This is a genomic window from Clostridium aminobutyricum (genome assembly GCF_017255415.1).
Classification (GTDB): domain Bacteria; phylum Bacillota; class Clostridia; order Peptostreptococcales; family Anaerovoracaceae; genus Aminipila; species Aminipila aminobutyrica.
In genome coordinates this window covers 1-22022 of the sequence record NZ_JAFJZZ010000008.1, presented here as the reverse complement: position 1 = coordinate 22022, position 22022 = coordinate 1, and the positions used below count along the sequence as shown (strand labels likewise).

Sequence of the window (22022 nt, the reverse complement as noted above, 5' to 3'; positions counted from 1 at the left end):
TTGTTCTGACCTTGCATTATTTCTCTGTTTGATGTTGATGGTCTTTCATTACTTATTATGCCATTGGTTTTGAAATTTATCTAGACAGATAAAAAACTGGGGCTATCTAAAAAATAGTCAAACTATTTTAAGAAGCCCCAGCCTTATATTTATAGATTATATCCTATTTTTTCTTCTGATTAATGAACCATCGCTGCAATAATTGGTGCGATGATTAAGGAAATAGTACCCATAACCTTGATTACAGCGTTTAAAGAAGGACCTGCTGTATCCTTGAACGGGTCACCGATTGTATCTCCGACAACCGCCGCCTTATGAGCCTCGGAACCCTTACCGCTATGTGCTCCTGCTTCAATGTATTTCTTTGCATTATCCCATGCACCGCCTGCATTGGACATTGTAAGAGCCAGTAACACACCGCTGGCAGTACCGCCAACCAACATACCGCCGATTACCTGTAGTGCCATCTTAGGATCAAATGTCGCGATTCCGAAACCGACAACGATTATGCTTAACGGAGCAAGAATTCCCGGCTTAATCATTCTTTTGATCGCAGCCTTTGTTGAAATATCTACACACTTCTTGTAGTCTGCCTTCGCTGTTCCCGCAAGAAGTCCAGGGATTTCTCTGAATTGTCTTCTTACTTCTTCAATCATATCAAATGCCGCTGCACCAACTGCTCTCATGGCGAACGCACAGAATAAGAATGGAATCATCGCACCGAAGAGCAATCCCAAAAGAATCATCGGATTTAATATGTCAAGTGTTGCCAGACCTGCTCTCTGTGCAAAGGCGGAGAATAACGCGATTGCTGTGATTGCAGCAGATCCGATAGCAAATCCTTTTGCTATCGCTGCCGTTGTGTTTCCAACAGAGTCAAGCTTGTCCGTCACTTCACGAACGGATGGATCAAGACCAGCCATTTCAGCAATACCACCGGCATTGTCTGCGATCGGTCCGTAAGCATCGATTGCTACGATGGTTCCTGCCATGGATAACATGCCCATTGCAGCTAGCGAGATTCCGTAAAATCCATAATGACCGCCTCCAGGAACTAAGTAAGCTACGGCAACGGTTGCAATGATGATGACGATAGGCATCGCAGTGCTTTCAAGTCCTACCGAGAAACCGTAAATCGCATTGGTTGCTGCTCCTGTTTCAGATGATTTGGCAATGCTTTTAACCGGTGCATATGCATGAGATGTATAGTACTCTGTTACTAATCCGATCAAGATGTTTGCAACTAATCCAGCCATAATTGCGATAAAGAACTGGATTTGATGATCCTGAAGTAAGTACCTCGTCAGGAAGAATGCTGCCACTGAAGATAAGATGAAAGAAGTATAAAGGCTTCTGTTCAATCCGGACTGTGGATTTTTCTCGTCTCCTGTGTAGATAAAAATCGTTCCGATAATGGAAGAAATGATACCGATTGCGCCTAAAAGCAATGGAAGCAAAATGCCGATTTCTCCGTGAAGGAAGGAACCTAACAGCATTGCTGCGATGACAGTGGCTGCATAGGATTCGAATAAGTCCGCACCCATACCTGCAACGTCACCAACGTTGTCCCCTACGTTATCCGCGATTACAGCAGGATTTCTTGGGTCATCTTCAGGAATTCCGGCTTCCACTTTACCAACTAGGTCTGCACCCACGTCCGCAGCTTTGGTGAAAATACCGCCGCCGATACGTGCAAAAAGAGCGATCAGTGAAGCGCCGAATGCAAAGCTGTCGATTGCTGCAATCTGGTCAGGATTTCCTTTTGCAACAAAAATGTAAAGCAATGAGACGCCAAGCAAGCCAAGGCCTACAACCCCCATACCCATTACAGAACCGCCTTTAAATGCAATTCCAAGTGCTTTTTTTATGCTGCTCTTTGCTGCATGTGTAGTTCTGGCATTGGCTCTGGTTGCAATATACATACCAAGATATCCTGCAAGTGCTGAGAATAATGCACCAACGCCAAACGCGACAGCAGAAGACCATTTGTGTTCAGTTAAAAATCCTAAAACGATAAAGATGATAATTGCGATTGGTAATAAGGTCTTATACTGCCTGTTTAAAAAGGCCATGGCACCCTGCTGAATTGCCTCAGAAATTTCAATCATTTTTTCAGTTCCCATGTCCTCTTTTAGAACTGAACTTGACAAATAAGCTGCAAATATTAGTGCCACAATAGATGCTGCCAAAACAAGAGTAGTCATTTTCTAGTATCTCCTTTGTAAATAAAAAATTGATGATAAATATAGCTTTAATGAATCATTAAAGCATACTGTATACCGTATTCGCGAAATTCTTTTTTTTTCATTTCATCATGAATCAATGTGCACCGTATTTTCCATTGAAATTTGAGAATTTAGGCATCCGAAAATGAATAGAAGAGTCTAACGCAATGCTAGGTAAACATTGGTGATTATTATGATCAATGTCAATCCGAAATAATCATCTTACTATTCTATATCACGTGATGAAATAAGTCCAATAAAAATTATTGATTTTATTATAAAAATTTATAATTCCCAGATAATGTTACAATATTCGACTTCCGCATGAAATAATTGTTTATTTTATCCAATTCAGGGTATATAATTTTCATAAAATAAGTAAACCGACTTTTATATTTTGCTTCGGCGAGCATATAAAGTCAAGGAAAAACTTATAGTCCATATCCTATCACGGATTATCAAAGGAGGGAAATAATCATGGCATATAATTGGACTAGTGATTTAGAAACAGGAAACGGCACTATTGATGAACAACATAAACAATTAATTGCTGCTATTAATAATTTGCTTGAAGCCTGTTCACAAGGAAAAGGAAGAGATATATTAAAAGAAACAACAGCTTTTTTATATGACTATACGGCCAAGCATTTTGCTGATGAAGAAAAGCTTCAAATAGCAAGCCAGTATCCTGATTATGCAAATCACAAGCAGTATCATGAAGGCTTTAAAAAGGTTGTACGCGAGATTATGCAACAATTAAATGAAGAAGGCCCTACCCTTCTTTTAGTAGGTAAGGTAAACAGCAGCATCGGCGGATGGCTTATCAATCACATCAAGAAAGAAGACGTGAAAGTAGCTACCCACATTCGTTCTAAACAGAGTTAAAACTTAATACATAACATAAAAAGAGGAAGTCTCGTTATGAGAGTTCCTCTTTCTTACATTACCAATGCTATTCAAAAATTGCTTTTATGTCTCCTGCTGAAGTTCTTGCTTCTATGCGGTTTTCTCCACTGTCACCAGTACTATTACTCGCACTGTACGAACCGCCTCTTTGTTCCCCGTCTACTTTTATATCTCCTAACTGCATGTCAAAATGTAAGGAATATTGATCTTTTCCAAGGGTTGAAATCAGTTTAATATCCCCCATTTCAGCAGACAGGCTGCTTACTCCCTTTAAGATGCCTTCTATGTGCATATCCCCCATTTTTGTACTTGCTGTTAAACCATTTGTTTCAGTGTCTTTAGTCTTTATATTTCCCAAGCTTGAATCAAGTTCTGCGGTCTCTATATTGACTTTTTCAAGATTGACATCCCCTACATCAAGTTTGATCTTTAAGCTTTTTGTTTTAATATTCGAAATATCAATATCCCCTAAATTGTTATTCATCGTAATAAACTCCAGATTCGTTCCTTTTGGATAATAAATTCGATATTCGAGGTCTTCACTGCCTTTAAAAGAAGACCACTTTTTTACACTGAAATCGACACCTCCTTTACCGAATTTATCAACAATACTTAAAGATCCGTCTGAAAAATTGATATTCGGTTTTCCAAAGCCCTTATCGTACGTATATTCTATTTTAAATTCATCCCCTTCCACAAGATAAACTTCTCCGATACCTACTTTCGTTTCTATCGACAGAATAGGCTGATTGAACTTTATGGTTTCAGTCTCCGTCTTTCCGCTAAATCCTGCTTGACTTTCCGGTTTGCGTAAGCTTAGATTAAAACTGCTCTTATCATCGTTTAAATTCCATGACATATGCTTTAGGTTAATATTTCCGTCCGCCCCCAGCATCAGCCCTAACCCGGCCAGACAAGTCCCGGCTATAATTAAACAAATACAAGTTATAATAAATACTTTTAGTCGTTTACTCATTTCTCTTCCCCTCCGTCTGATTGGTCTTCATTTGTCTTTTTTCGTTCATCTTGCTAGCACTAAACTGCACCAGCTTCTTTGTCACAAATACGACAGCCACTGCAAGCAGCGCAGTTACACCGATTAATGCCATACCCGTTCCTATGGCAAATAGTCCGTTCACAAAATTAACAAAAAGAATAGAAAATCCTATTACAAATGCAATAATACCGCTTACGAAAAATGCGCCCAAGCAGAAAAGGGCAGCCAGCAGAATAGACCCTACCGTCAACAACATAGCGAGCGCAAACAGCCCTCCGGCTATTGCCAGCGGAAGCGCCACCGGCGCAGTAAAAATGCCTAAAATGATCCACCATATTGCGGAGACCCCTTTTCTCCCTTCCTGACGGCTACCGGATTTTTTATCGCTTAACTGTTTTACTGCAAAATCAGCTTTAATTTGAGTGGCAATTCTTGACGGATTACCAAATTCTCGCAAAACAGCTTCTTCATTTTCCGGTCCTGCTTCATCAAAATATTCATTATAATAATCAATCACGTTTTGTACTTCATCTTTAGGAAGCTTCGACAGTTCAAACTGGAGCTTCTTTATAAATTCCTGCCTATTCACCCTGATCCCCCTCACACAATAATGCATCTACTTGATTTTTGTAAATGATCCAGTCTCTTTTATACAGTTCACACTTCGCTTTACCTTCGTTGGTTATGGCATAATATCTTCTGTTTCTTCCTTGAAACGGTTGGTCATACGTTCTCAGATAATCTTCTTTTTGCAATCTGCGCAAGACCGGATAAAGCGTCGATTCTGATATATCCATCACCTGCTTCATTGTCTGCGTTAACACATAACCGTAGGTGTCACCCTTTGAAAGTACGGATAGCACACAGGCATCAAGCAAGGCTGATCCAATTTGAAATCCCATTTTCTCCCCCTTTTCTTATGCAGTATATTATTTCGATAACAATACTATACGTCATATAATATTATTCGTCAATACCTATATTCTTACGAATTTCTTAACAAAAATGAAGGTCACTTGATGGATACAATAAAAGAAATAATTATTGTCCCTAATTCATTGAATTCAAGGTTTGTGAGGTTTGCATACAGTCCTCGAAATATGCTATGATAGAATCAACTTTTATAACGAAGGAGATATTTTTTATATCACCATTTTAGGACTTTATTTAGGAGGGAAAAATGCCAGCAAATAACCGTTATCCACAACTTGAAGTGGATTTAAAAAAATTGAGACATAATATAGACACCATGGCCGCACTGTGTCAGCAAAAGGGAATAAACATCGCAGGTGTTATAAAAGGATTTCATGCCATTCCGGAATTGGTTAAAGAATTTGACGAATCAAACTGCCAATACATAGCCTCATCCAGAATGGAACAAATTATTGAATCCAAAAAAGCAGGCTGCAATACTCCTTTCATCATGATTCGTATTCCAATGCCCAGCGAAATTCCTGATCTAGTAAAATATGTAGACTACAGCCTAAACAGTGAAGTTTCGATCTTAAATAAGATAAATGAAGAGTGCCTTCGCCAGAATAAACGACACGGTGTTATTCTGATGGCAGATCTCGGGGATTTAAGAGAAGGTTTCTGGGATAAGGAGGAAATGCTGCAAGCGGCACTTCATGTAGAAAAAGACTTATCTCACATAGACTTAATGGGTGTCGGTACCAATTTAGGCTGCTATGGCTCCATTAAAGCCACTCCTGAGAAAATGAATGAACTGATTGACATTGCGGAAAGAATTGAATCGGCCATTGGGCGCAAGCTAGAGATTATTTCCGGCGGAGCTACTACCTCTGCCATCATGGTCTTTGACGGCAGCATGCCAGAAAGAATCAACCATTTAAGAATCGGTGAAGGCATGATATTAGCCTACGATTACGGAACTTTATTTGGGGTCGATGCGAGCTTTTTAAATCAAGATGTATTTACGCTGAAAGCTCAAGTTATTGAAGTAAAAGATAAGCCGAGTCATCCCGTGGGGGAATTATCTTATGATGCGTTCGGCCGTGTTCAAACGTACGAAGACAGAGGCATTCGAAGAAGAGCCTTAGTGGCTTTAGGAAAGGTCGATATCGGAGATGCAGACTGCTTATTGCCTCGTAATAAGTCTATTGAAATCCTTGGGGCAAGCAGCGATCACCTCATTTTAGATATAGAAGACTGCAAAGACGACCTTCACGTCGGAGACATTTTGGAATTTGATTTATGCTATGCAACTATTGTTTATGCAACAAGTTCCAAAAACATTACTATTTGCGTGAAATGATAAAAAGTCCTCTTCGAGGAGCTTTTAGCTCCCATTCGGTTGCATTTTATCCGTAGACTTTTTTGATATTCCGTCCATATCGCAAGCGATATTTCCTGCATAATAAAAAGAGGGGCCTCATCATGATTCATCTGAATATCGTTGAGACACCCTCTTTTAAATTGCTTATCGTTTATTTGCTTCTGCAAATCGTTTGATCTTTTTAGACGTATTTTTTTCAAATTCTTCTTTTCGGAAGACAATGCGCTTTACCCTTTTAAATAAAGGCACCTCTTCATTGATTTTATCCACTTCCTCCCAGAGCAGCTTCTCCACATCGGAATCGGCATAATCCGCTCCCAGTCTTTCGGCGGTTTCCTCCTCATCTACCCGAATAGCAGCCACAATCAACGTATCACTGCCGTCGTCGGAGTCCTTTTCATAGACAAAAGATTCCAAGATAAAAGGAATTTTACTCAGATAATATTCAATTTCTTCAGGGTATACATTCTTTCCGTTCTTTGTAATAATGACGTTTTTCTTTCTTCCGGTAATGTATGCATAGCCTTCTTCATCAATATAGCCCAGATCCCCCGTATAGAACCAGCCATCCTTAATAACTTCAGCGGTAGCTTCGGGCATATGATAGTAGCCAAGCATCACATGACCGCCTTTTACACAAAGCTCGCCTATCCCCTCTTCATTTTCGTCGACTATTTTCAATTCAAAGTTCGGCAATGCTCTTCCGATAGACGCAGATTTTGTCGCTGTATCCGGATTTAATGCCGCAATGGGGGCACATTCTGTCAAACCATAGCCCTGAAGTGCATTCATGCCAAAATCGCGCAACCCTTCTAAAATATCCGGATTAATAGCGGCACCTCCGCAAATCAAGAGCCTCATGTTGCCGCCGAAAATGGCTCGAATGTCCTTTAAGAAAATCTTTCCTAAATCAATTTTAAATTTTCTCGTTTTCTTATTGAGTGAAATAACCTTACGAAGCAGATCTTCCTTACCTTCTTTTTTTACACTCTGCCAAATCTTTCGATATAAACTTTCAAAGATAGCAGGAACACCCATAAAGACGGTCGGTTGCGCTTCTGCCAAATTCTTCGTGATGTATTTTAAGCCTTCACAGTAAGCAATAGCCGCTCCTTTATACAGCGGAAGTAAAAATCCGCAGGTACATTCGTACGTATGGTGGATTGGTAATATCGAGAAAAAAATATCGGTAGAACGAATATCCAACACGGACGGAGCACTCATCAAATCTTCTGTAATATTTCCGTGAGACAGCATCACACCTTTTGAAATGCCGGTTGTACCGGAGGTAAACAATAAGATGCTCATCTCATTCCTATCAATCTGTGCATCCAAAAAGGTTCGGTCGCCTCCTTGAAGCAACAGTTTCCCTTCCTCCAAAAGCTCGTCTAAATTATGCACCTTCTTCTGTTCACTTTTTGAATCCAGATTTACGAGCATCTTGAGCACGGTTTCACCGCTGTCCAGCATTTCGCGAAACATTTTTTCATACCGCTCCGCAAAGAAAACACAGCTCACTTCTGAATTGGCAATTAACTGCATCAATTCATTTGCTTTCAATTCCTTGTCCAGAGGAACCACTACGCCCGTCCCACAAACCGTTGCCAGATACGTAACCGACCATTCATAGCTGTTATCCCCGATCACGGCAATGCGCTTATCCTTCATGCCCCTCGCAATAAGGGATGTACCCAATGCATTGATATCTTGCAACGCCTGCTTATAGGGAATAGGCTGATACGGCTCGCCCTTTTCTCTCTTTACAAGGAACGCCGTATTTTCGCCATACAGCGCTGCGCTGGTTTCAATCATGTGTTTCAGATCCATAATTGGTCTGCTTTTTTTATAGCGGATATACGGATCCTCACTGTCATTGATTCTTTTTACAAAGGCTTCCGCATGCTCAAGTTCTTTTCGCTTGATTTCCAAATATTCTTGTTCACTGTACTTTCTCATATTCCATTCCTCACTGCATCCATAAGAATTCGCTCTTATCAATTGCTCCTATTCGCCTCATCAAAACGTTTGATTTTTCGTGTAGTCGTTTTTTCAAATTCCGTTTCCCGGATAGCAAAACGCTTCACTCTCTTATATAAAGGCATTTGTTCATTGATTTGATCGATTTCTGTCTTTATGAACTGCCTTAGCTCTTCAAGGGACAAGTCTCCGGCGGCTTCGCAGATTGCCTCTCGGTCTAAATAGACCTCTGCTTTGACCACCGTATCTCCTGTTTTATCGTCTTCGACTCCGTAAACCAGCGTTTCTTCTATAAAATCACTTTGCATTAAATAAAACTCTACTTCTTCCGGAAAAATGTTCTTACCGTTTTTCGTTACAATGACACTTTTTTTCCTTCCGCAGACATAGAGGAATCCATCTTTGTCAAAATACCCATAATCACCCGTATAAAGCCATCCGGCCTTCAACACCTTTGCGGTTTCTTCCGGATCATTGTAGTACCCCAGCATAACGGAATCACCTTTGCAGATAATTTCCCCGACTCCGTTTGCATCTGTATCTACAATTTTAATCTGGGTTCCGGGCATAGGCAGCCCCACTGCTGCCGGCTTGCTGTAACGATCTTTGTTCACGGCAATGATAGGCGAATTCTCCGTCATGCCATACCCCTGTATCATAGGAATTCCCATAGCCTGTATATTTTCTATCACACCCGGATCAATCGCTGCTCCTCCGGCAATAAATAAATTCATGTGGCCGCCAACAGCATGATGAACACTTTTAAAAATAGCCTTCGTGATCTTTGGATGATTATATAACTTCAATTTTTTAGAAAGAGCAATCATCTTCTTCATCTTGTCTACCTTACCGGATGCTTGCGCCTGCTTCATGATTTTCTTATACATCGACTCAAAAACTAAAGGCACACCAAGCATTACGCCTGCATGAACCTCTTGCATGTTTTTTGTGATATATTTTAAGCCTTCACAAAAGGCTATCGTCATCCCTTGATAGATCCCCGTAAAAATGTGGCAGGTCAATTCATAAGAATGATGCATCGGTAACACGGACAGCCCTATATCTTCATGGGGTATGGAAACATATTTAGACATATTATACACGTTTGCCGTAATATTTTTATGGGAAAGCATCACCCCTTTAGCCAGTCCGGTAGTTCCTGAAGTGAACAAAATAGAACACAGTGCTTCCCTGTCAATCTCGGCATCAATAAAGTCTCGGTTTCCGCTTTCTAATAATACAGCCCCTTCCGCAATCAAGTCCGCGAAAGATATTACATGCACAGCGTCACCTTGTTCCATGCAGCACTGATAGGAAATCGAGTTCTCTAGATACCCCAAGGCTTCCTTTACGACAGTCTCCAATCTTTTCGAGTACATAATAGCACTCACTTCGGCTCTTTTCAGGAGATTTGCGATTTCTTTCGGCGGAAGTTCCCGATCCAGCGGAACAACGATACCCGTTCCATTCGTCACGGCTAGATAAGTCACTAGCCATTTATAGCTGTTTTCACCGATTACCGCAATTTTTTTACCTTTTAACCCCATGTGAATAAAAGCTGTTCCTAACGCATCAATATCTTTTTTAAATTGTCCATACAAAATAGGCCGATATTCTCCACCAGGTACATCTTTTACTAAATAAGCCTCTTTTTGTGCGAAGAGCTCCACGCTGGAGTTCACCATATCCTTTAAATCATGGATCGACCTAAATTCATACAGCACATCTTTAAATTTTTTATCATTCATAGGGTCATCAAACCGTCCTTTTATCTCAGGGAACACCTAAACATTATTTGCCTATTACCCGTCGCTATATATTTATGTTTCTTTATTTTAGCGTAGTATATATATTGAAATAGCTTACAGCTATTTTACTATAGTAACATTTTTAAGGTATTGATTCAATATAAAGCAACGAATTACGCAGTTAAACGATTCACTCCTTTATAAATTTTATATTTCCTCTATAACAACGAAAAAAAGCGATAGGGTCTCCTCTGTTAGAAACCTTATCGCCGTGCATTTCTTGTCATTATTCCTCCGATTTTTCTGATAGCAATATTTCTTCGATGATATGAGCGGCATCCTCAATACATCCGTCACAAGTTCTCAATACTTCTCCGCCTGTCATTCCTTTAATTTCATTGCACATAATGGATCCATTTTTATCAAAAAATTCCTGTGTCATTTTTTTCATATTTGCATAAGTCGTTTTCTTAGTGGCAGGGGCTTCCAAATTTCCGTCACTATTTTTCATCCCATTTATCATTGCCATCGCAGTTACTGCTCCGCAGGTCCCCATCGTTCCCATACCTAAACCGTATGATTCTGCCAAACGAAAGGCTGTTTGCTCATCTATGCCAAACAAATCACAATAGGCACAAGCTACCGATTGAGCACAATTATATCCTTTCTTATGATTCGCTACTGCTTGTTCCACTCTCTTTGACATGACTTCCTCCCAATCTATTCTTTCCATTTTATTTAAGAGTATCATAGGCCGCTTATAAAGTAAAGTTGGCTTTCTTTCTTAAATATATTCTCACGCTGTCCCTATAATCCCCTTTATACAACTAAACTATTCCATTTCCCTTCAATTTTATGACCAATGAACTATTTTATACTATTTATATATGAATGATAGCATTACAATTGCTTTTTTCATATTTCTTTAAATCCTAGGGTTAGAAAAGGGCGTTTTATGTTATACTAGATAAAAAAAGAAGGAGTGATGAACATGCAAAAATTATTTGATTATTCGGATCGTTATATCAAAAAATTAACTTGGAAAGATTTTGCGCTTATTAAACTCTGCCTTTGTTCCATGGGAATTTTAATCGGCCTTGCCATTCCAAAGAAGGCATCTAAACCTGTCGCAGTTACTGCCGGAGCGACCTTCATTGCAACTTACATTCCTTTAATGATGAAATTCGTTCAACTCATTGAAAAGGATTGTGCAAAAAGATAAAAAAACATAAAAGCCGTTGGACAACTTCAATCGTATCCTTACGGCTTTTTCATTTTCGTTTGAGCTTCACTTTTACCGGTTTATTTAATTTATCCCATTACTGACGCAAAGCAATCCACGATAACCGGATCGAACTGGATGCCTGCATTTCGTTTCAATTCTTCAATCGCTTCCTCTTTGCTCATCGCTTTTCGATAAACCCGATCATGCATCATGGCATCATACGCATCAGCCACCGCTAAAATACGACTCAACAACGGAATATTTGCTTCTTTTATTCCACGTGGATATCCGCTTCCATCCCAATGTTCATGATGAGCCAATATGTTTTCTGCGACCACGGAATATTTGAGCGTATATTGAGCAATACGATAGCCGATTTCCGCATGCCGCTTGACATCTTCCCATTCTTCTGCATTCAATTTTTCCGTTTTTTCCAATAATTCCTGATCAATACCTAACAACCCCACGTTATGAGCCTCTGCCAAAAGAGTCAGTTCTTGCATTTCTGCATCGGACAACTTTAAGTGCACTCCGATTTCTTTGCAATATTGCTCGATTCTACGTTTGCGCTCTTGGTCTTCCAACTTCTTTTCATACAAAGTATCCATCAGGATGTTTGTCATATATTTTTTAAGAACTCTGCCCTCCAATAGTTTTTGATGATACATCCGCTCTTCAGCCTCTTGTATCACACTTTCAAGATTCTCTTTTTTCATCTTTACGGAACATCCCATTCCAAGACTCAATTGAACAACCCCATGACTGTTTTTTACACAGCTTTTCTTAATATTGCTCATAATTTTTTGCGCCGTTTCCATCTTTGTTTTCGGTAAAAAAATTAAGAACTCATCTCCGCCCCATCTTGCAACCACATCATTTTCGCGGCAGTTTTCCTTCAATATTTCTGCTATTTTCCGGAGCAGGTGGTCGCCTTGCTCGTGCCCAAAAACATCGTTGGCTAATTTTAATCCGTTCACATCTCCCATGATTACCGCCAGCGGCATCTGTTCTTTGGTATCCAGCCGTTTCATTTCTTCTTCCATATATCTGCGGTTATAGAGTCCTGTAAGTGCATCATTATAGCTAAGAAACAGGATTTGTTCCTGTTGTTTTTTATCCTTACTCACATCACGAAAAACCATCACCACACCAAGCACTTCCCCATCCTCATTCTTGATCGGAGCAGCACTGTCTGCTATCGGGACAAATTTTCCGGTTTTATGAATCAATAATGTATGATTTTCCAGAGAAACGATTTTCCCTGTCTTTAACACTTTCGCAATAGGAGATTCTACAGTTTCGCCTGTCTGCTCTTTTCGTAATTTAAATACACTGACAAACGGATTATATTTCATTTCCTCTTCCGACCATCCAATAATTTCTTCTCCTGACTGGTTAATAGAGGTTATAAGTCCTTGCGTATCCGTTGTGACCACACCATCCCCGATTGATCGGAGGGTAATACTCAGCCTTTTTCTTTCACGGTTCAGTTCTTCTTTCAAGTTTTCCCTGTCGGTTACATCAAAAATGATTGAAAAAAGAACGGTCTTTTCATCATAAGGAATGGGGGAGGAATAGACATCCACGCTCTTGATTTCTCCGCTTTTTAAACGATGCGGGAATACAAAATACCCCTCACTTTTTTCTAACGCTGCGACACGTAATTCTCTCACTCTATCGTTAGGCAGCATATTAATATCTTGAATATTCAGCCGTGTAATTTCTTCTTTACTATATCCATAGAAGTCACATGCAGCAGGGTTGGCATCTAAAATTTGCCCGGACTGCGGTTCAATGATTAACATGACAGCCATATGGCTGTTGAACATCGATTGCAATCGCAGTAAGGTTTCTTCATACTCCTCCTGCAACTTTTTCAACTCCGTAACATCCTTACTTGATGTAACGAGATATTTCACTACCCCTTCTTGTATAACGGGGGTAATACTCGTAAGCCAAACCCGATCCCCGGTTGCAAAATGGAATATATGCTCGTACGTTATAGTTCTTACCAGGTCTCGGCATTTTTGGTAGTTTTCCAGTACAAACTTGCCCTCTTGCCCAAATACGTCACTTGGTGTTTTCCCCTCGATATCCTGAGAGTTAAATCCGGATCTTGTTTGATGAACGGTATTGTTTCGTATATAACGAAAACCATCCTCTTCACACTTCACCAAGGACATTGCATCCTGTGTGCTATTAAAAATAATCTCTAAGTCCTTATAGAGGTGTTCGATTTCCCGTTTTTGATTTATCAATATGTTGTTGGTTTTCACCTGCTCCGTAATGTCTTGAAAAACAGCTACAAAATATCCTTTCTCCGGCGAAGATGCCGTAACGTTATACCATCGATTGAGAATAGCCGAATATTGAGTAGATTCCTTTATTTCTCCTGTCAATGCCACATGTCCATAGAAGGAGATCCAATCAAAGTTATCGTTTTTGATAGCAGGCAGAACTTCAGTTACTTTTTTCCCAACAATGTTTTCTGTTTTGAGTCCGGTCATTTTCTCAAAAGAGGAATTTGCATCAATAAATATATAATCCTCCGGTTTGCCTTCGCTATTTAAAATCAATTGGTGGTAAGCATATGCCATCGGTAACGTTTCAATGATGCTGCGTACAATTTTTTCATTCATTTCTCTCAACTTACCCATCTCCTTTCAAGTAACCTGCTACATCTTTTTTTCTACAATTGAAACGATTTTATATTTTTTTTGATTATACCATTCCTCCACAGGGTTTACATTCAGAAAATTATAAAATCTCGATTCATTTTATAAAAAAACTTGTTCTTGGTATCAAAAGAGGGGTTTTGTACAGCCTCACGCTCTAATCCTGTTACTCTGCGATAAATTGATTTCGCCCGGCCTTTTTTGCTTTGTATAAAGATCGGTCTGCCGTGGAAAGTACATGGTTCATATCAAAATCCGTCATAAGGCCTTTCCATTGGGTACATCCAATGCTTAATGTTAATTTAGAACATATTCCATTCTCATTAAAATGAATCATTGGAGCCGTTCGTATCAGCCTATCGGCTATCGTCTGTGCCAACGCTAAATCCGTATAAGGTAAAATGATAATAAACTCATCTCCGCCGTATCGTCCGGCTATATCGGTGGAACGAATGCATTCTCTAATTAGAATGGCAACTTTTTGTAAAACGATATCCCCGGTCTTATGCCCTTCTTGGTCATTGATGTGTTTAAAATGATCAATATCAATAATAAGAAAGCTTACTTCAACTTCATCAGACTTGGATTCTTCTAATAATAAATTCTTTAATCGGTCATTAATATATCTTCTATTATATAATCCGGTTAAAAAATCTGTATTGGCTTCCCATTCTTTCAAATCGTTTAGCCTCTTCAGTTCATTATTTTGCACTTCCAATTTTTGTTTTGAAGCTTCAAGCGATTGGTTGGTTCGTTGTATAACTGAAATTAAATGCTGATTTTCAAATAAGGAAAAAATTTGCCGAATCATAATCAACATGATAGAGATTACCGTACCTGCAATAAGGGGATCCTCTAATATATATTGACCTAATACAATAATGATTAGAAGGCAGGTAGTGAGATACGGGAGTAAAAATCGAAAATATTCTTTCAGTAAGAGATGTTGTCTCGCCAGCGAGGATTGCTTCGTTTCCTCATTCGATTCTGAGGACTCCGAATATACTGCGACCAAAGCAAAAGTCCAACATCCAATCGGCCATAGAGGATCTATAAATCCGCCGGAAATATAGGTGTAGTTCTGTAATACCAGATAAATCTGATCCGCCACAAACCATACTAAAAATGCCATGCTAAGCAATAGATGCGATTTTTTATTTGTTGATTTTGGTGTAAATAAGAGAAATAAAGAAAGAACGGCTCCCAAGTAGCCAATATCAAAAATTGGATAGGATAACGATACGGCTTTCTCCCAAAAAGTAAGGGAAGAGTCCGCCGCAATCGGTATTAAAAAAAACTTCCATATTAGAGTTAAGCTAACCGTCATTGTGATAAGAGCATCGAACGCTGTTCGAATCAAATTGAATAGGCTTTCTTTTCTTATGTAAACGATCATACCGATGAAATAGAAAATAGAACTAACCATATAAAAGAGGTCACATATGGAAAGAATGGGAACTTCTTGATGCAATACAAGCTCAAAATAGCTCCAGATCATATCGCCAATCAGATAGGACACTGTTCCTGCAAAAAAGATCTTCCAAACGATCTTATTTTCGTTTTTCTGCCATTGAAAACTCATGCCAATAAAGAAAAGGCTTGCAACTTCTCCCAAAATACTAAATGAATCTGAAATAACAATCCTGTCATTTTTAAATACTAAAAGCAGCAAATAATAAGCAAAGGTATACAATACAAGTAAATCAACTGCCTTTTTTCGGGTAACTGATAAAGAAGTCTTCATCTTATAGTACCTCTCTTGACCTTCTCGGCAAATTTGTTTTATATTTTTATCGTAATCCTTTGTATACCAGCTGTCAAGTTTTCCCACCCCGTTGACTGAGATTATTTTCAGTCAGATCGTCCGTATAAAAGCTTCCACATTTTAAGCAGAAGCCTATGAAGCGTATTTTCTTATAGTTTACCTATAACGTAAAAACGGCAATTCTGTCATTAATATTTCGTATCCCGGGAACTGCCGCAAAAATCTTTCCTCGGAGAGAATACTTTTTCATCTCGCAGTTAAAGCTTTTTTCATCTATCAGCTTCAGTCCGTCGCAAAGCTTTTCGACTTCTTTTCCCGATTTCACTCCCCATTTGAAGGTCGCTTTTGTGTACTTCACGGTATCATGATGTTTACTGCCTTTCGCTGCATAAGGCGACATGAGCTCTGCCAGTACTGTAACATTCTTAAAATGGTCCTTTATAATCTGAAAAAGCTGCTTTACTTCTTCTTCTTTCAGATACATCAACATCCCTTCTATAAGAATAATGGTTTGATCTCTTTTTTCAACAACCAGCGGCCACGTAGCATCTAGTGCGGATTTTGCAACCAAATGTACTCGGTCTTGCTCGGGGAAAAACTGTTTTCGGGCTGTAATCACGTCTTCAAAGTCCAAATCGTACCAGATAATTTCTCCATTATCCACTCGTGAGAATCTTGCATCAAAACCACAGCCAATAGAAACGCATGCGGCGTTCGGATACTTTTTTATGTAATGCTTGAGGGCATCATCAAAAAGAATGGTTCTTGCTACCACTCCTTCATGACTCATAAATTTATCATATTTAGAAATATCTATGCCTAACTTCCCTACAATTTCTACAGCCATAGGGTCTTGTATTCTTGCATTGTCCCGTTTTGTTTCGCTGGCCTTAATGGCAAGGGGTATTAACATTGTTTCCTGCACTCCATTTAATAAAAGCATCTTATTCCTCCATATCTCAAAGTATTCTCTTGGTTAGCATAAGCTAACCAAACTGTTGGTATTATACTAATCCTATTTCTTCCATTTGTCAAGATGTCTGATAGGTTATGAGCTATTTATTTGGTTTGAGACAGAAAGAAATACGCGGAAAGGTTCTTATTATAGCATGATATGGGATGTTTACTTGCACAGTAAAAAGGTAACTGATATAATAGAAGGGATTCATTATAACAGGTAAGAGGAGTTATTCAACATGAGCAATCCAAAAACACGCGATAAAGAATTAAAAGAAAACTCTACTATGGCGGTGAAACGTGCATACGACTATATAAGGGATATGACTATCGATTTTTCCGTCCGTCCTGGAGAGCAGATAAATGAAATTGAGGTTGCAAGTAATCTGAAAATGAGCCGCGTACCTGTACGCGAAGCACTAAACCGCTTGGTTATGGGCAGCTTTGTAACGTTTGACCCTGGCAAAGGGTTTTTTTGTCGTAAGTTCAGCGAGTCGGAAATGAAAGATCTGTACGGTGTACGTTTTGATCTTGAGATGGGAGCCGTGCGTCAAGCCTGTCAGAGCGGAAATGATGATGAAATTTTTTCTATCCTGACGGAGTGGCAAAAAATTGCGGATACCTATTTAAACATACGGAAAGAAGAGTTAATCTTCCTTGACGAGCTATTTCATATTAGAATTGCCACTTTATGCGGAAACATGGAACGAGTTGCCTTCCTGCAAAACATCTACGAAAGAATCCGGTTTGTCCGCCGAATCCATATTGAGAAGGATTCAAGGCGCAATGCGTTAGTAGAGGAACATCTTAGGCTTATACAAGCCATTTTAAAGCATGATGAAGTCTTATCGGCTGAACTGCTGGAGCATCACCTTGGCGTTAATTCTCAAGAGCTTAAGGAAAACATCCGCACTGGGATGTTACGTATCTATGCCTCTGAGATCACATAATGAAAAATAATGAAAAACTTCCTTCCCTCTTGAATGTTTTAGTTTCACTCTTGAAGGCCAGGAAGTTTTCTTATTTACTATTCTATCAACCATTATTTTCTGATAAAAAGGCTTCTATATTGGCAATGACTTTACGTGCCAGACGCTGTTTCGCCAAGGAGGTGAGTCCTGCCGAGCGTTCTCCGCAGAAAGCGTTCGGCATACCGGTGATCTCTTTGCCCAGACCTGCGACAGTATCACTGAGCGCATAGTTCCCCGCAATTTTCAGCCAGTTTTCTAAAGCCGGTATTTCATGGGACGGACTAATCGAAGTGTTCACCAAAATTTTTCCGTTTCCAAACAAGCCAAATTCGCGTTCGCCCATTAACACAACATTTTTATTCAGGCAAGTAATCAGGATATCCGTTTTAGCAAGCAGGTCATCCAAAGGCAGATAGCTATAGCCATTGACGATCTCAAGTTCTGATTTGCGCGTACGGCTAAAATAGTAAATGTTTGCTCCAAAAAATTGTAAAGTGCGGGCAACTATACTTCCAACCGTACCCATACCTACGATACCAATATCCAGACCAGTCAATTCTGTAGGCTCTTCTTTCCACATAGCATTGCCTCTGCCATGCAGCAAACGAACTAATTCGCTTACTACATATTCTGCGACGCCTTCATCACCGTAGTCACGTACACCAGTGACTACTATACCCTTTTCATTGGCATAGCGAATGTCAACGTTGGCGCTTTCAGGAGCATAGAGGCTGCAGCACATACCGATATACCGTATTTGAGGACAAGCCTCCAGTACCTCTCGGTCGATACGGCTTGTGTAACTAAGCATGACACAGTCTGCACTGCCGATTCGTCTAATTATCTCATTATTATTTTCAGGAATATCCGGATAAACCTCAGATGCTTCCGCATAGCAGGTCAACTTCTGATCCCATTCCGGCAGTAATTTGGTTGGCTCGATCGCCACCATTTTCTTGAATTTATCCATAGTCGTACGATTCCTTTCCAATTCATTTTAGTGTTTAGATTACTATTATAATCAATAAGTCAAACATTGGTTGGAATTTTATTGTACCGAATACACCAAGGAGAGTTAATCGGGTAGTACCTCCTTGATGTATTGTATGTTTGCTTGCTATCTATTTTTTATTTGCTCTATTATTCTTTTTCCGCGCTCCGTTCCGACTCTCTCAAAGAAATCAATGACAGCTTGTCGATAGATTCCCTGCTTTGCATCGGCGATTGCCTTAGGCAGCGCTTCACGGAATAGCTCAAAGCACTCAATATCAGGATGTGAATAGTTCAATCTGATATATTCAACAGCGCCTTCTTCTCCGAGTCCATCCCCTGTAATCGTTCCTATTTTATACTTCAGCAGTGCTGTGGATATCTCCTGAGCGGATACGCCTGTACCGGACACATCGATGATCATGCAAAAACCATACTGCGGTTTTACAGGAATGGTAACCCCTTCAGTCATTGCTACTGTTTCTTCAATGTGCTTATAATTACGGCGAACAATTTCCGTGCTCTTTTCTACGTAATCATGATCTCTCATCGCAGCAAGAGTCGCATACTGTCCCGGATAATTGATATGGATTTTTGTAGTTTCCATCTTAATCAGGAATGCACCACGGATCAGAGCCGGGTGTCCTGCCATGAAGCCAACACGAAGTGCCGGTAAGCCGTATCCCTTCGATACACCGCTGACGGAAATAACATGATCCATAGGCGTTTCCGGCGTATGCAGGGATGCCATCGCATAGTGCTGTGCAGAAGCATCTGTCTGATGCGTATTATGCGTAATATTGTTGAAGATAATGATATTGTTTTTACGAGCGATTGCTGCAATTTCCAATAGCTCTTCCTTCGTGGCAACAACGCCGAACGGGTTGATCGGATCACAAACAACAATCATCTTTGTCTTCGGTGTAATAGCTGCTTCAAGTTCCTTAGGATCCAATTTGTAACCGTTATGTTTTCCAAGCTTAATTGGTTTTACTGTTGCACCGCAGATTTCTGCGCCCGGTACAAAGTGGAAGTATGCGGGGTCTGTTGTAATGACCTCATCACCGGGATTCAGGAAAGTCGCGTATGTATAGCCGATACCGCCTTGAGCACCTTCAACCCCCAATACCGTAAAATCTTCAGAGAGCTCACGACCAAATTTTCTTCTCGCTACTTCCGCTTTTAATTCAGGAAGTAAGTCCGGCGGGTATACTCGAAGCTCTTCCACGGTCGAATGTTCCTTCATCGCATTGATAGCTGATGCCGGAGGCCCGATCAGATTAGCCATATACCCCATGTCATAATATCCTTCCCCCGTTACATTATAAATGCCGTTTGGAAGAAGTTCATCCCAATTGAGCCCCAAAATATCCACTGCACTTTTAAATGTAAAGTAGTTTCCCATACCCTGCGGGTGATGAAGCAACATCTTAGCCTTATCTGATAAAAAGGTTTCTTGCAGTTGATTAGAATTCATTGTACTTCTCCTTTCACTACAATGCTTACGGTAATTATTTTAATTATAATAAGCATTATTACGAATATTATTATTTATTTTATACAAAATATCATAACGAAATATATTTGTCAATCGCTTGGGATTATTTCATGTAAAAAACAGATTCCCCAATAGGCTTGGAGGCAGAATAGTTCCATTAGATGAGAGAAGCCAGGACTAAAGTCCTGGCTTCTCTCTCGTGTTATTTTTTAACGTCAATGTCCCATATGAAAAACAATCTCCTTCTATAAAAACACCGCCAGACTATGAAGTCTAGCGGCACTAATCAATAATTTTCTCTATTTCTTCCTGCATCACCGTATCGGTTATGGTCAGGCCATTTTTTGTGTCAATATCAGCTTCATAAGTAGATCCAGGTTTATAGATTTCTACAATATAAGCCGTATCCCCATTTTTTAATAGAACCTTATCATATAACTCTACTTCCACCAGTAATCACTCCTTCCCCATCGGAATATTAGCATTATCGGCCTTTGGTAATGTATTAATTATATCATTTTAATTTGATTTTTCAACTGTCTCTATATCGCGTTTTCCGGGTATGATTTCATATTCTGCTATGTCTTGATTATTATATGCGTACTTCTTGGCTTTCATGTCTTTGAGTTTTTTAGGAGTATATGCGGTCGCTAAAACTTATCGTTACATGAATATTCGACAAAATTTAAAAATCCATTCATAATAAGACTAAGAAATATTTATTATGGAGGAATTTACTTGATGCACTATTTCAAAAATTTATCTAAGCAATATCTTGATTACTGTCAATATCAAAAAAATCTTAATCCCAAAACACTAAAAGCTTATAAGATTGATATCACACAATTTTTACGAGTTTCCAATCAAATTGATGAGTTTTTAAATAAAAGCTATTTATCAAATTATGTGACACAGCTTCATAAATTATATAAACCAAAAACTATCAAAAGAAAAATCGCAAGCATAAAAGCTTTTTATAATTGGTTGGAATTTGAAGAATTTATTCAAGAAAACCCTTTTTCAAAAATAAACTTAAAATTCCACGAGCCACGAACTTTACCTAAAACTATTAATTTAGACGGGATTACTGCTTTATTAAAAACTGCCTATCAGGAATTGACTACGAATAGTGATTCCTATTGTAAAACTATGGCCTGCCTACGGGATATAGCTGTTTTAGAACTTTTATTTGCAAGTGGTATGAGAGTTTCAGAACTTTGTTCATTAAGAGAAGAAGATATAAGTCTTATCAACGGACGAGTTCGAATTTATGGCAAGGGCTCCAAAGAACGATTCATAACTATTAGTAATGAAGAAGTACTGTTAGCATTAAGAAACTATAATGATGCTTTCAGAGAACGCATTCGAAAATCCGAATATCTTTTTGTAAATAGACTACATAACAGACTTTCAGAGCAGTCAGTCAGGTTCATGATTAAGAAATATGCTAAAAAAGCAAAAATTCAGCAGCATCTTACCCCACATATGTTTCGTCATTCGTTTGCAACTTTATTATTGGAAGAAGATGTTGATATAAGGTATATCCAGCAAATTTTAGGTCACAGTTCTATCACTACAACTCAAATTTACACGCATGTATCGACTAAAAAGCAACAAGATATTTTAACTTTAAAGCATCCTCGAAATCGAGTTTCAGTTAAATAAATCGTACTCAAAAAACAATTCTCCAACCAATAAAGGATAATATGTAATTATCGGTTGTTGGAGGAGAGAGACTTCCGTAGATTTATAAATATTTTTTTGAATTATATAGGTAGCATTTCATTTATCT

The 22022-nt window shown here is 39.2% G+C and carries 18 protein-coding genes; 5 read left to right on the top strand and 13 right to left on the bottom strand.

The features are described from left to right. Nucleotides 1-179: 179 nt before the first annotated feature. Nucleotides 180-2204, bottom strand: a complete 2025-nt coding sequence (locus tag JYB65_RS13055) for a sodium-translocating pyrophosphatase (RefSeq protein ID WP_206583130.1) — start codon at nt 2202-2204, stop codon at nt 180-182. Between the two features lie 498 nt (nt 2205-2702). Here JYB65_RS13055 and JYB65_RS13050 point away from each other — a divergent pair, with 498 nt between their 5' ends. Beyond that, the gene (locus tag JYB65_RS13050; protein ID WP_206583129.1) at nt 2703-3110 is read left to right on the top strand and encodes a bacteriohemerythrin; all 408 of its coding nucleotides are present in this window, start codon (nt 2703-2705) and stop codon (nt 3108-3110) included. Nucleotides 3111-3177: 67 nt separating this feature from the next. Here the strand turns inward: JYB65_RS13050 and JYB65_RS13045 are convergent, their stop codons facing one another. From JYB65_RS13045 to JYB65_RS13035, 3 genes are read right to left on the bottom strand one after another with little or no spacing between them, the layout of a single operon-like run. Beyond that, on the bottom strand, nt 3178-4107 hold the full coding sequence (locus tag JYB65_RS13045) for a DUF4097 family beta strand repeat-containing protein (RefSeq protein ID WP_206583128.1): 930 nt from the start codon (nt 4105-4107) through the stop codon (nt 3178-3180). Beyond that, the gene (locus JYB65_RS13040; RefSeq protein WP_206583127.1) at nt 4100-4717 is read right to left on the bottom strand and encodes an HAAS signaling domain-containing protein; all 618 of its coding nucleotides are present in this window, start codon (nt 4715-4717) and stop codon (nt 4100-4102) included. Before JYB65_RS13040 ends, JYB65_RS13045 begins: the two co-directional genes overlap by 8 nt. Continuing rightward, nucleotides 4710-5030 (bottom strand): PadR family transcriptional regulator, encoded by a 321-nt coding sequence (locus JYB65_RS13035; protein ID WP_206583126.1) that lies wholly within the window; start codon nt 5028-5030, stop codon nt 4710-4712. The genes JYB65_RS13040 and JYB65_RS13035 overlap by 8 nt, the downstream gene beginning before the upstream one ends. A 278-nt stretch (nt 5031-5308) precedes the next feature. Between JYB65_RS13035 and JYB65_RS13030 the strand changes: the two genes are divergently transcribed. After that, nucleotides 5309-6403 (top strand): alanine racemase, encoded by a 1095-nt coding sequence (locus JYB65_RS13030; protein ID WP_206583125.1) that lies wholly within the window; start codon nt 5309-5311, stop codon nt 6401-6403. A 165-nt stretch (nt 6404-6568) separates the two neighbouring features. On the opposite strand, the gene JYB65_RS13025 is transcribed toward JYB65_RS13030, so the two are convergent. The 3 genes from JYB65_RS13025 to JYB65_RS13015 all read right to left on the bottom strand — a co-directional run bounded on the left by JYB65_RS13025 (nt 6569) and on the right by JYB65_RS13015 (nt 10855). Further along, complete coding sequence (locus tag JYB65_RS13025) at nt 6569-8380, bottom strand: AMP-dependent synthetase/ligase (protein ID WP_206583124.1); 1812 nt, start codon at nt 8378-8380, stop codon at nt 6569-6571. 38 nt (nt 8381-8418) lie between these two features. Further along, nucleotides 8419-10149: an AMP-dependent synthetase/ligase gene (locus JYB65_RS13020; RefSeq protein WP_206583123.1), complete on the bottom strand. Its 1731-nt coding sequence runs from the start codon at nt 10147-10149 to the stop codon at nt 8419-8421. Nucleotides 10150-10435: 286 nt separating this feature from the next. After that, the gene (locus JYB65_RS13015) at nt 10436-10855 is read right to left on the bottom strand and encodes a C-GCAxxG-C-C family protein (protein WP_206583122.1); all 420 of its coding nucleotides are present in this window, start codon (nt 10853-10855) and stop codon (nt 10436-10438) included. A gap of 285 nt (nt 10856-11140) precedes the next feature. Between JYB65_RS13015 and JYB65_RS13010 the strand changes: the two genes are divergently transcribed. Beyond that, nucleotides 11141-11371, top strand: coding sequence for a hypothetical protein (locus JYB65_RS13010; protein ID WP_206583121.1), 231 nt, complete (start codon nt 11141-11143; stop codon nt 11369-11371). An 89-nt stretch (nt 11372-11460) separates the two neighbouring features. On the opposite strand, the gene JYB65_RS13005 is transcribed toward JYB65_RS13010, so the two are convergent. From JYB65_RS13005 to JYB65_RS12995, 3 genes are all read right to left on the bottom strand, one after another. Then, complete coding sequence (locus tag JYB65_RS13005; protein ID WP_245156685.1) at nt 11461-14013, bottom strand: PAS domain S-box protein; 2553 nt, start codon at nt 14011-14013, stop codon at nt 11461-11463. 202 nt (nt 14014-14215) lie between these two features. Next, nucleotides 14216-15793, bottom strand: a complete 1578-nt coding sequence (locus JYB65_RS13000) for a GGDEF domain-containing protein (RefSeq protein WP_206583119.1) — start codon at nt 15791-15793, stop codon at nt 14216-14218. Between the two features lie 181 nt (nt 15794-15974). Then, nucleotides 15975-16757, bottom strand: coding sequence for a class I SAM-dependent methyltransferase (locus JYB65_RS12995; RefSeq protein WP_206583118.1), 783 nt, complete (start codon nt 16755-16757; stop codon nt 15975-15977). Nucleotides 16758-17010: 253 nt separating this feature from the next. Between JYB65_RS12995 and JYB65_RS12990 the strand changes: the two genes are divergently transcribed. Beyond that, nucleotides 17011-17721, top strand: coding sequence for a GntR family transcriptional regulator (locus JYB65_RS12990; protein ID WP_206583117.1), 711 nt, complete (start codon nt 17011-17013; stop codon nt 17719-17721). 85 nt (nt 17722-17806) lie between these two features. Here the strand turns inward: JYB65_RS12990 and JYB65_RS12985 are convergent, their stop codons facing one another. The 3 genes from JYB65_RS12985 to JYB65_RS12975 form a co-directional block, all read right to left on the bottom strand. After that, on the bottom strand, nt 17807-18712 hold the full coding sequence (locus JYB65_RS12985; protein WP_206583116.1) for an NAD(P)-dependent oxidoreductase: 906 nt from the start codon (nt 18710-18712) through the stop codon (nt 17807-17809). A 147-nt stretch (nt 18713-18859) separates the two neighbouring features. After that, entirely contained in the window at nt 18860-20209 is a 1350-nt protein-coding gene (locus JYB65_RS12980; protein WP_206583115.1) for a pyridoxal phosphate-dependent aminotransferase, read from the bottom strand. Between the two features lie 303 nt (nt 20210-20512). Continuing rightward, the gene (locus tag JYB65_RS12975) at nt 20513-20680 is read right to left on the bottom strand and encodes a hypothetical protein (protein WP_206583114.1); all 168 of its coding nucleotides are present in this window, start codon (nt 20678-20680) and stop codon (nt 20513-20515) included. A 291-nt stretch (nt 20681-20971) separates the two neighbouring features. Here JYB65_RS12975 and JYB65_RS12970 point away from each other — a divergent pair, with 291 nt between their 5' ends. Further along, nucleotides 20972-21895 carry a tyrosine-type recombinase/integrase gene (locus tag JYB65_RS12970; RefSeq protein WP_206583113.1) on the top strand — a complete coding sequence of 308 codons (924 nt, stop codon included), beginning with the start codon at nt 20972-20974 and terminating at the stop codon, nt 21893-21895. Nucleotides 21896-22022: the final 127 nt, after the last annotated feature.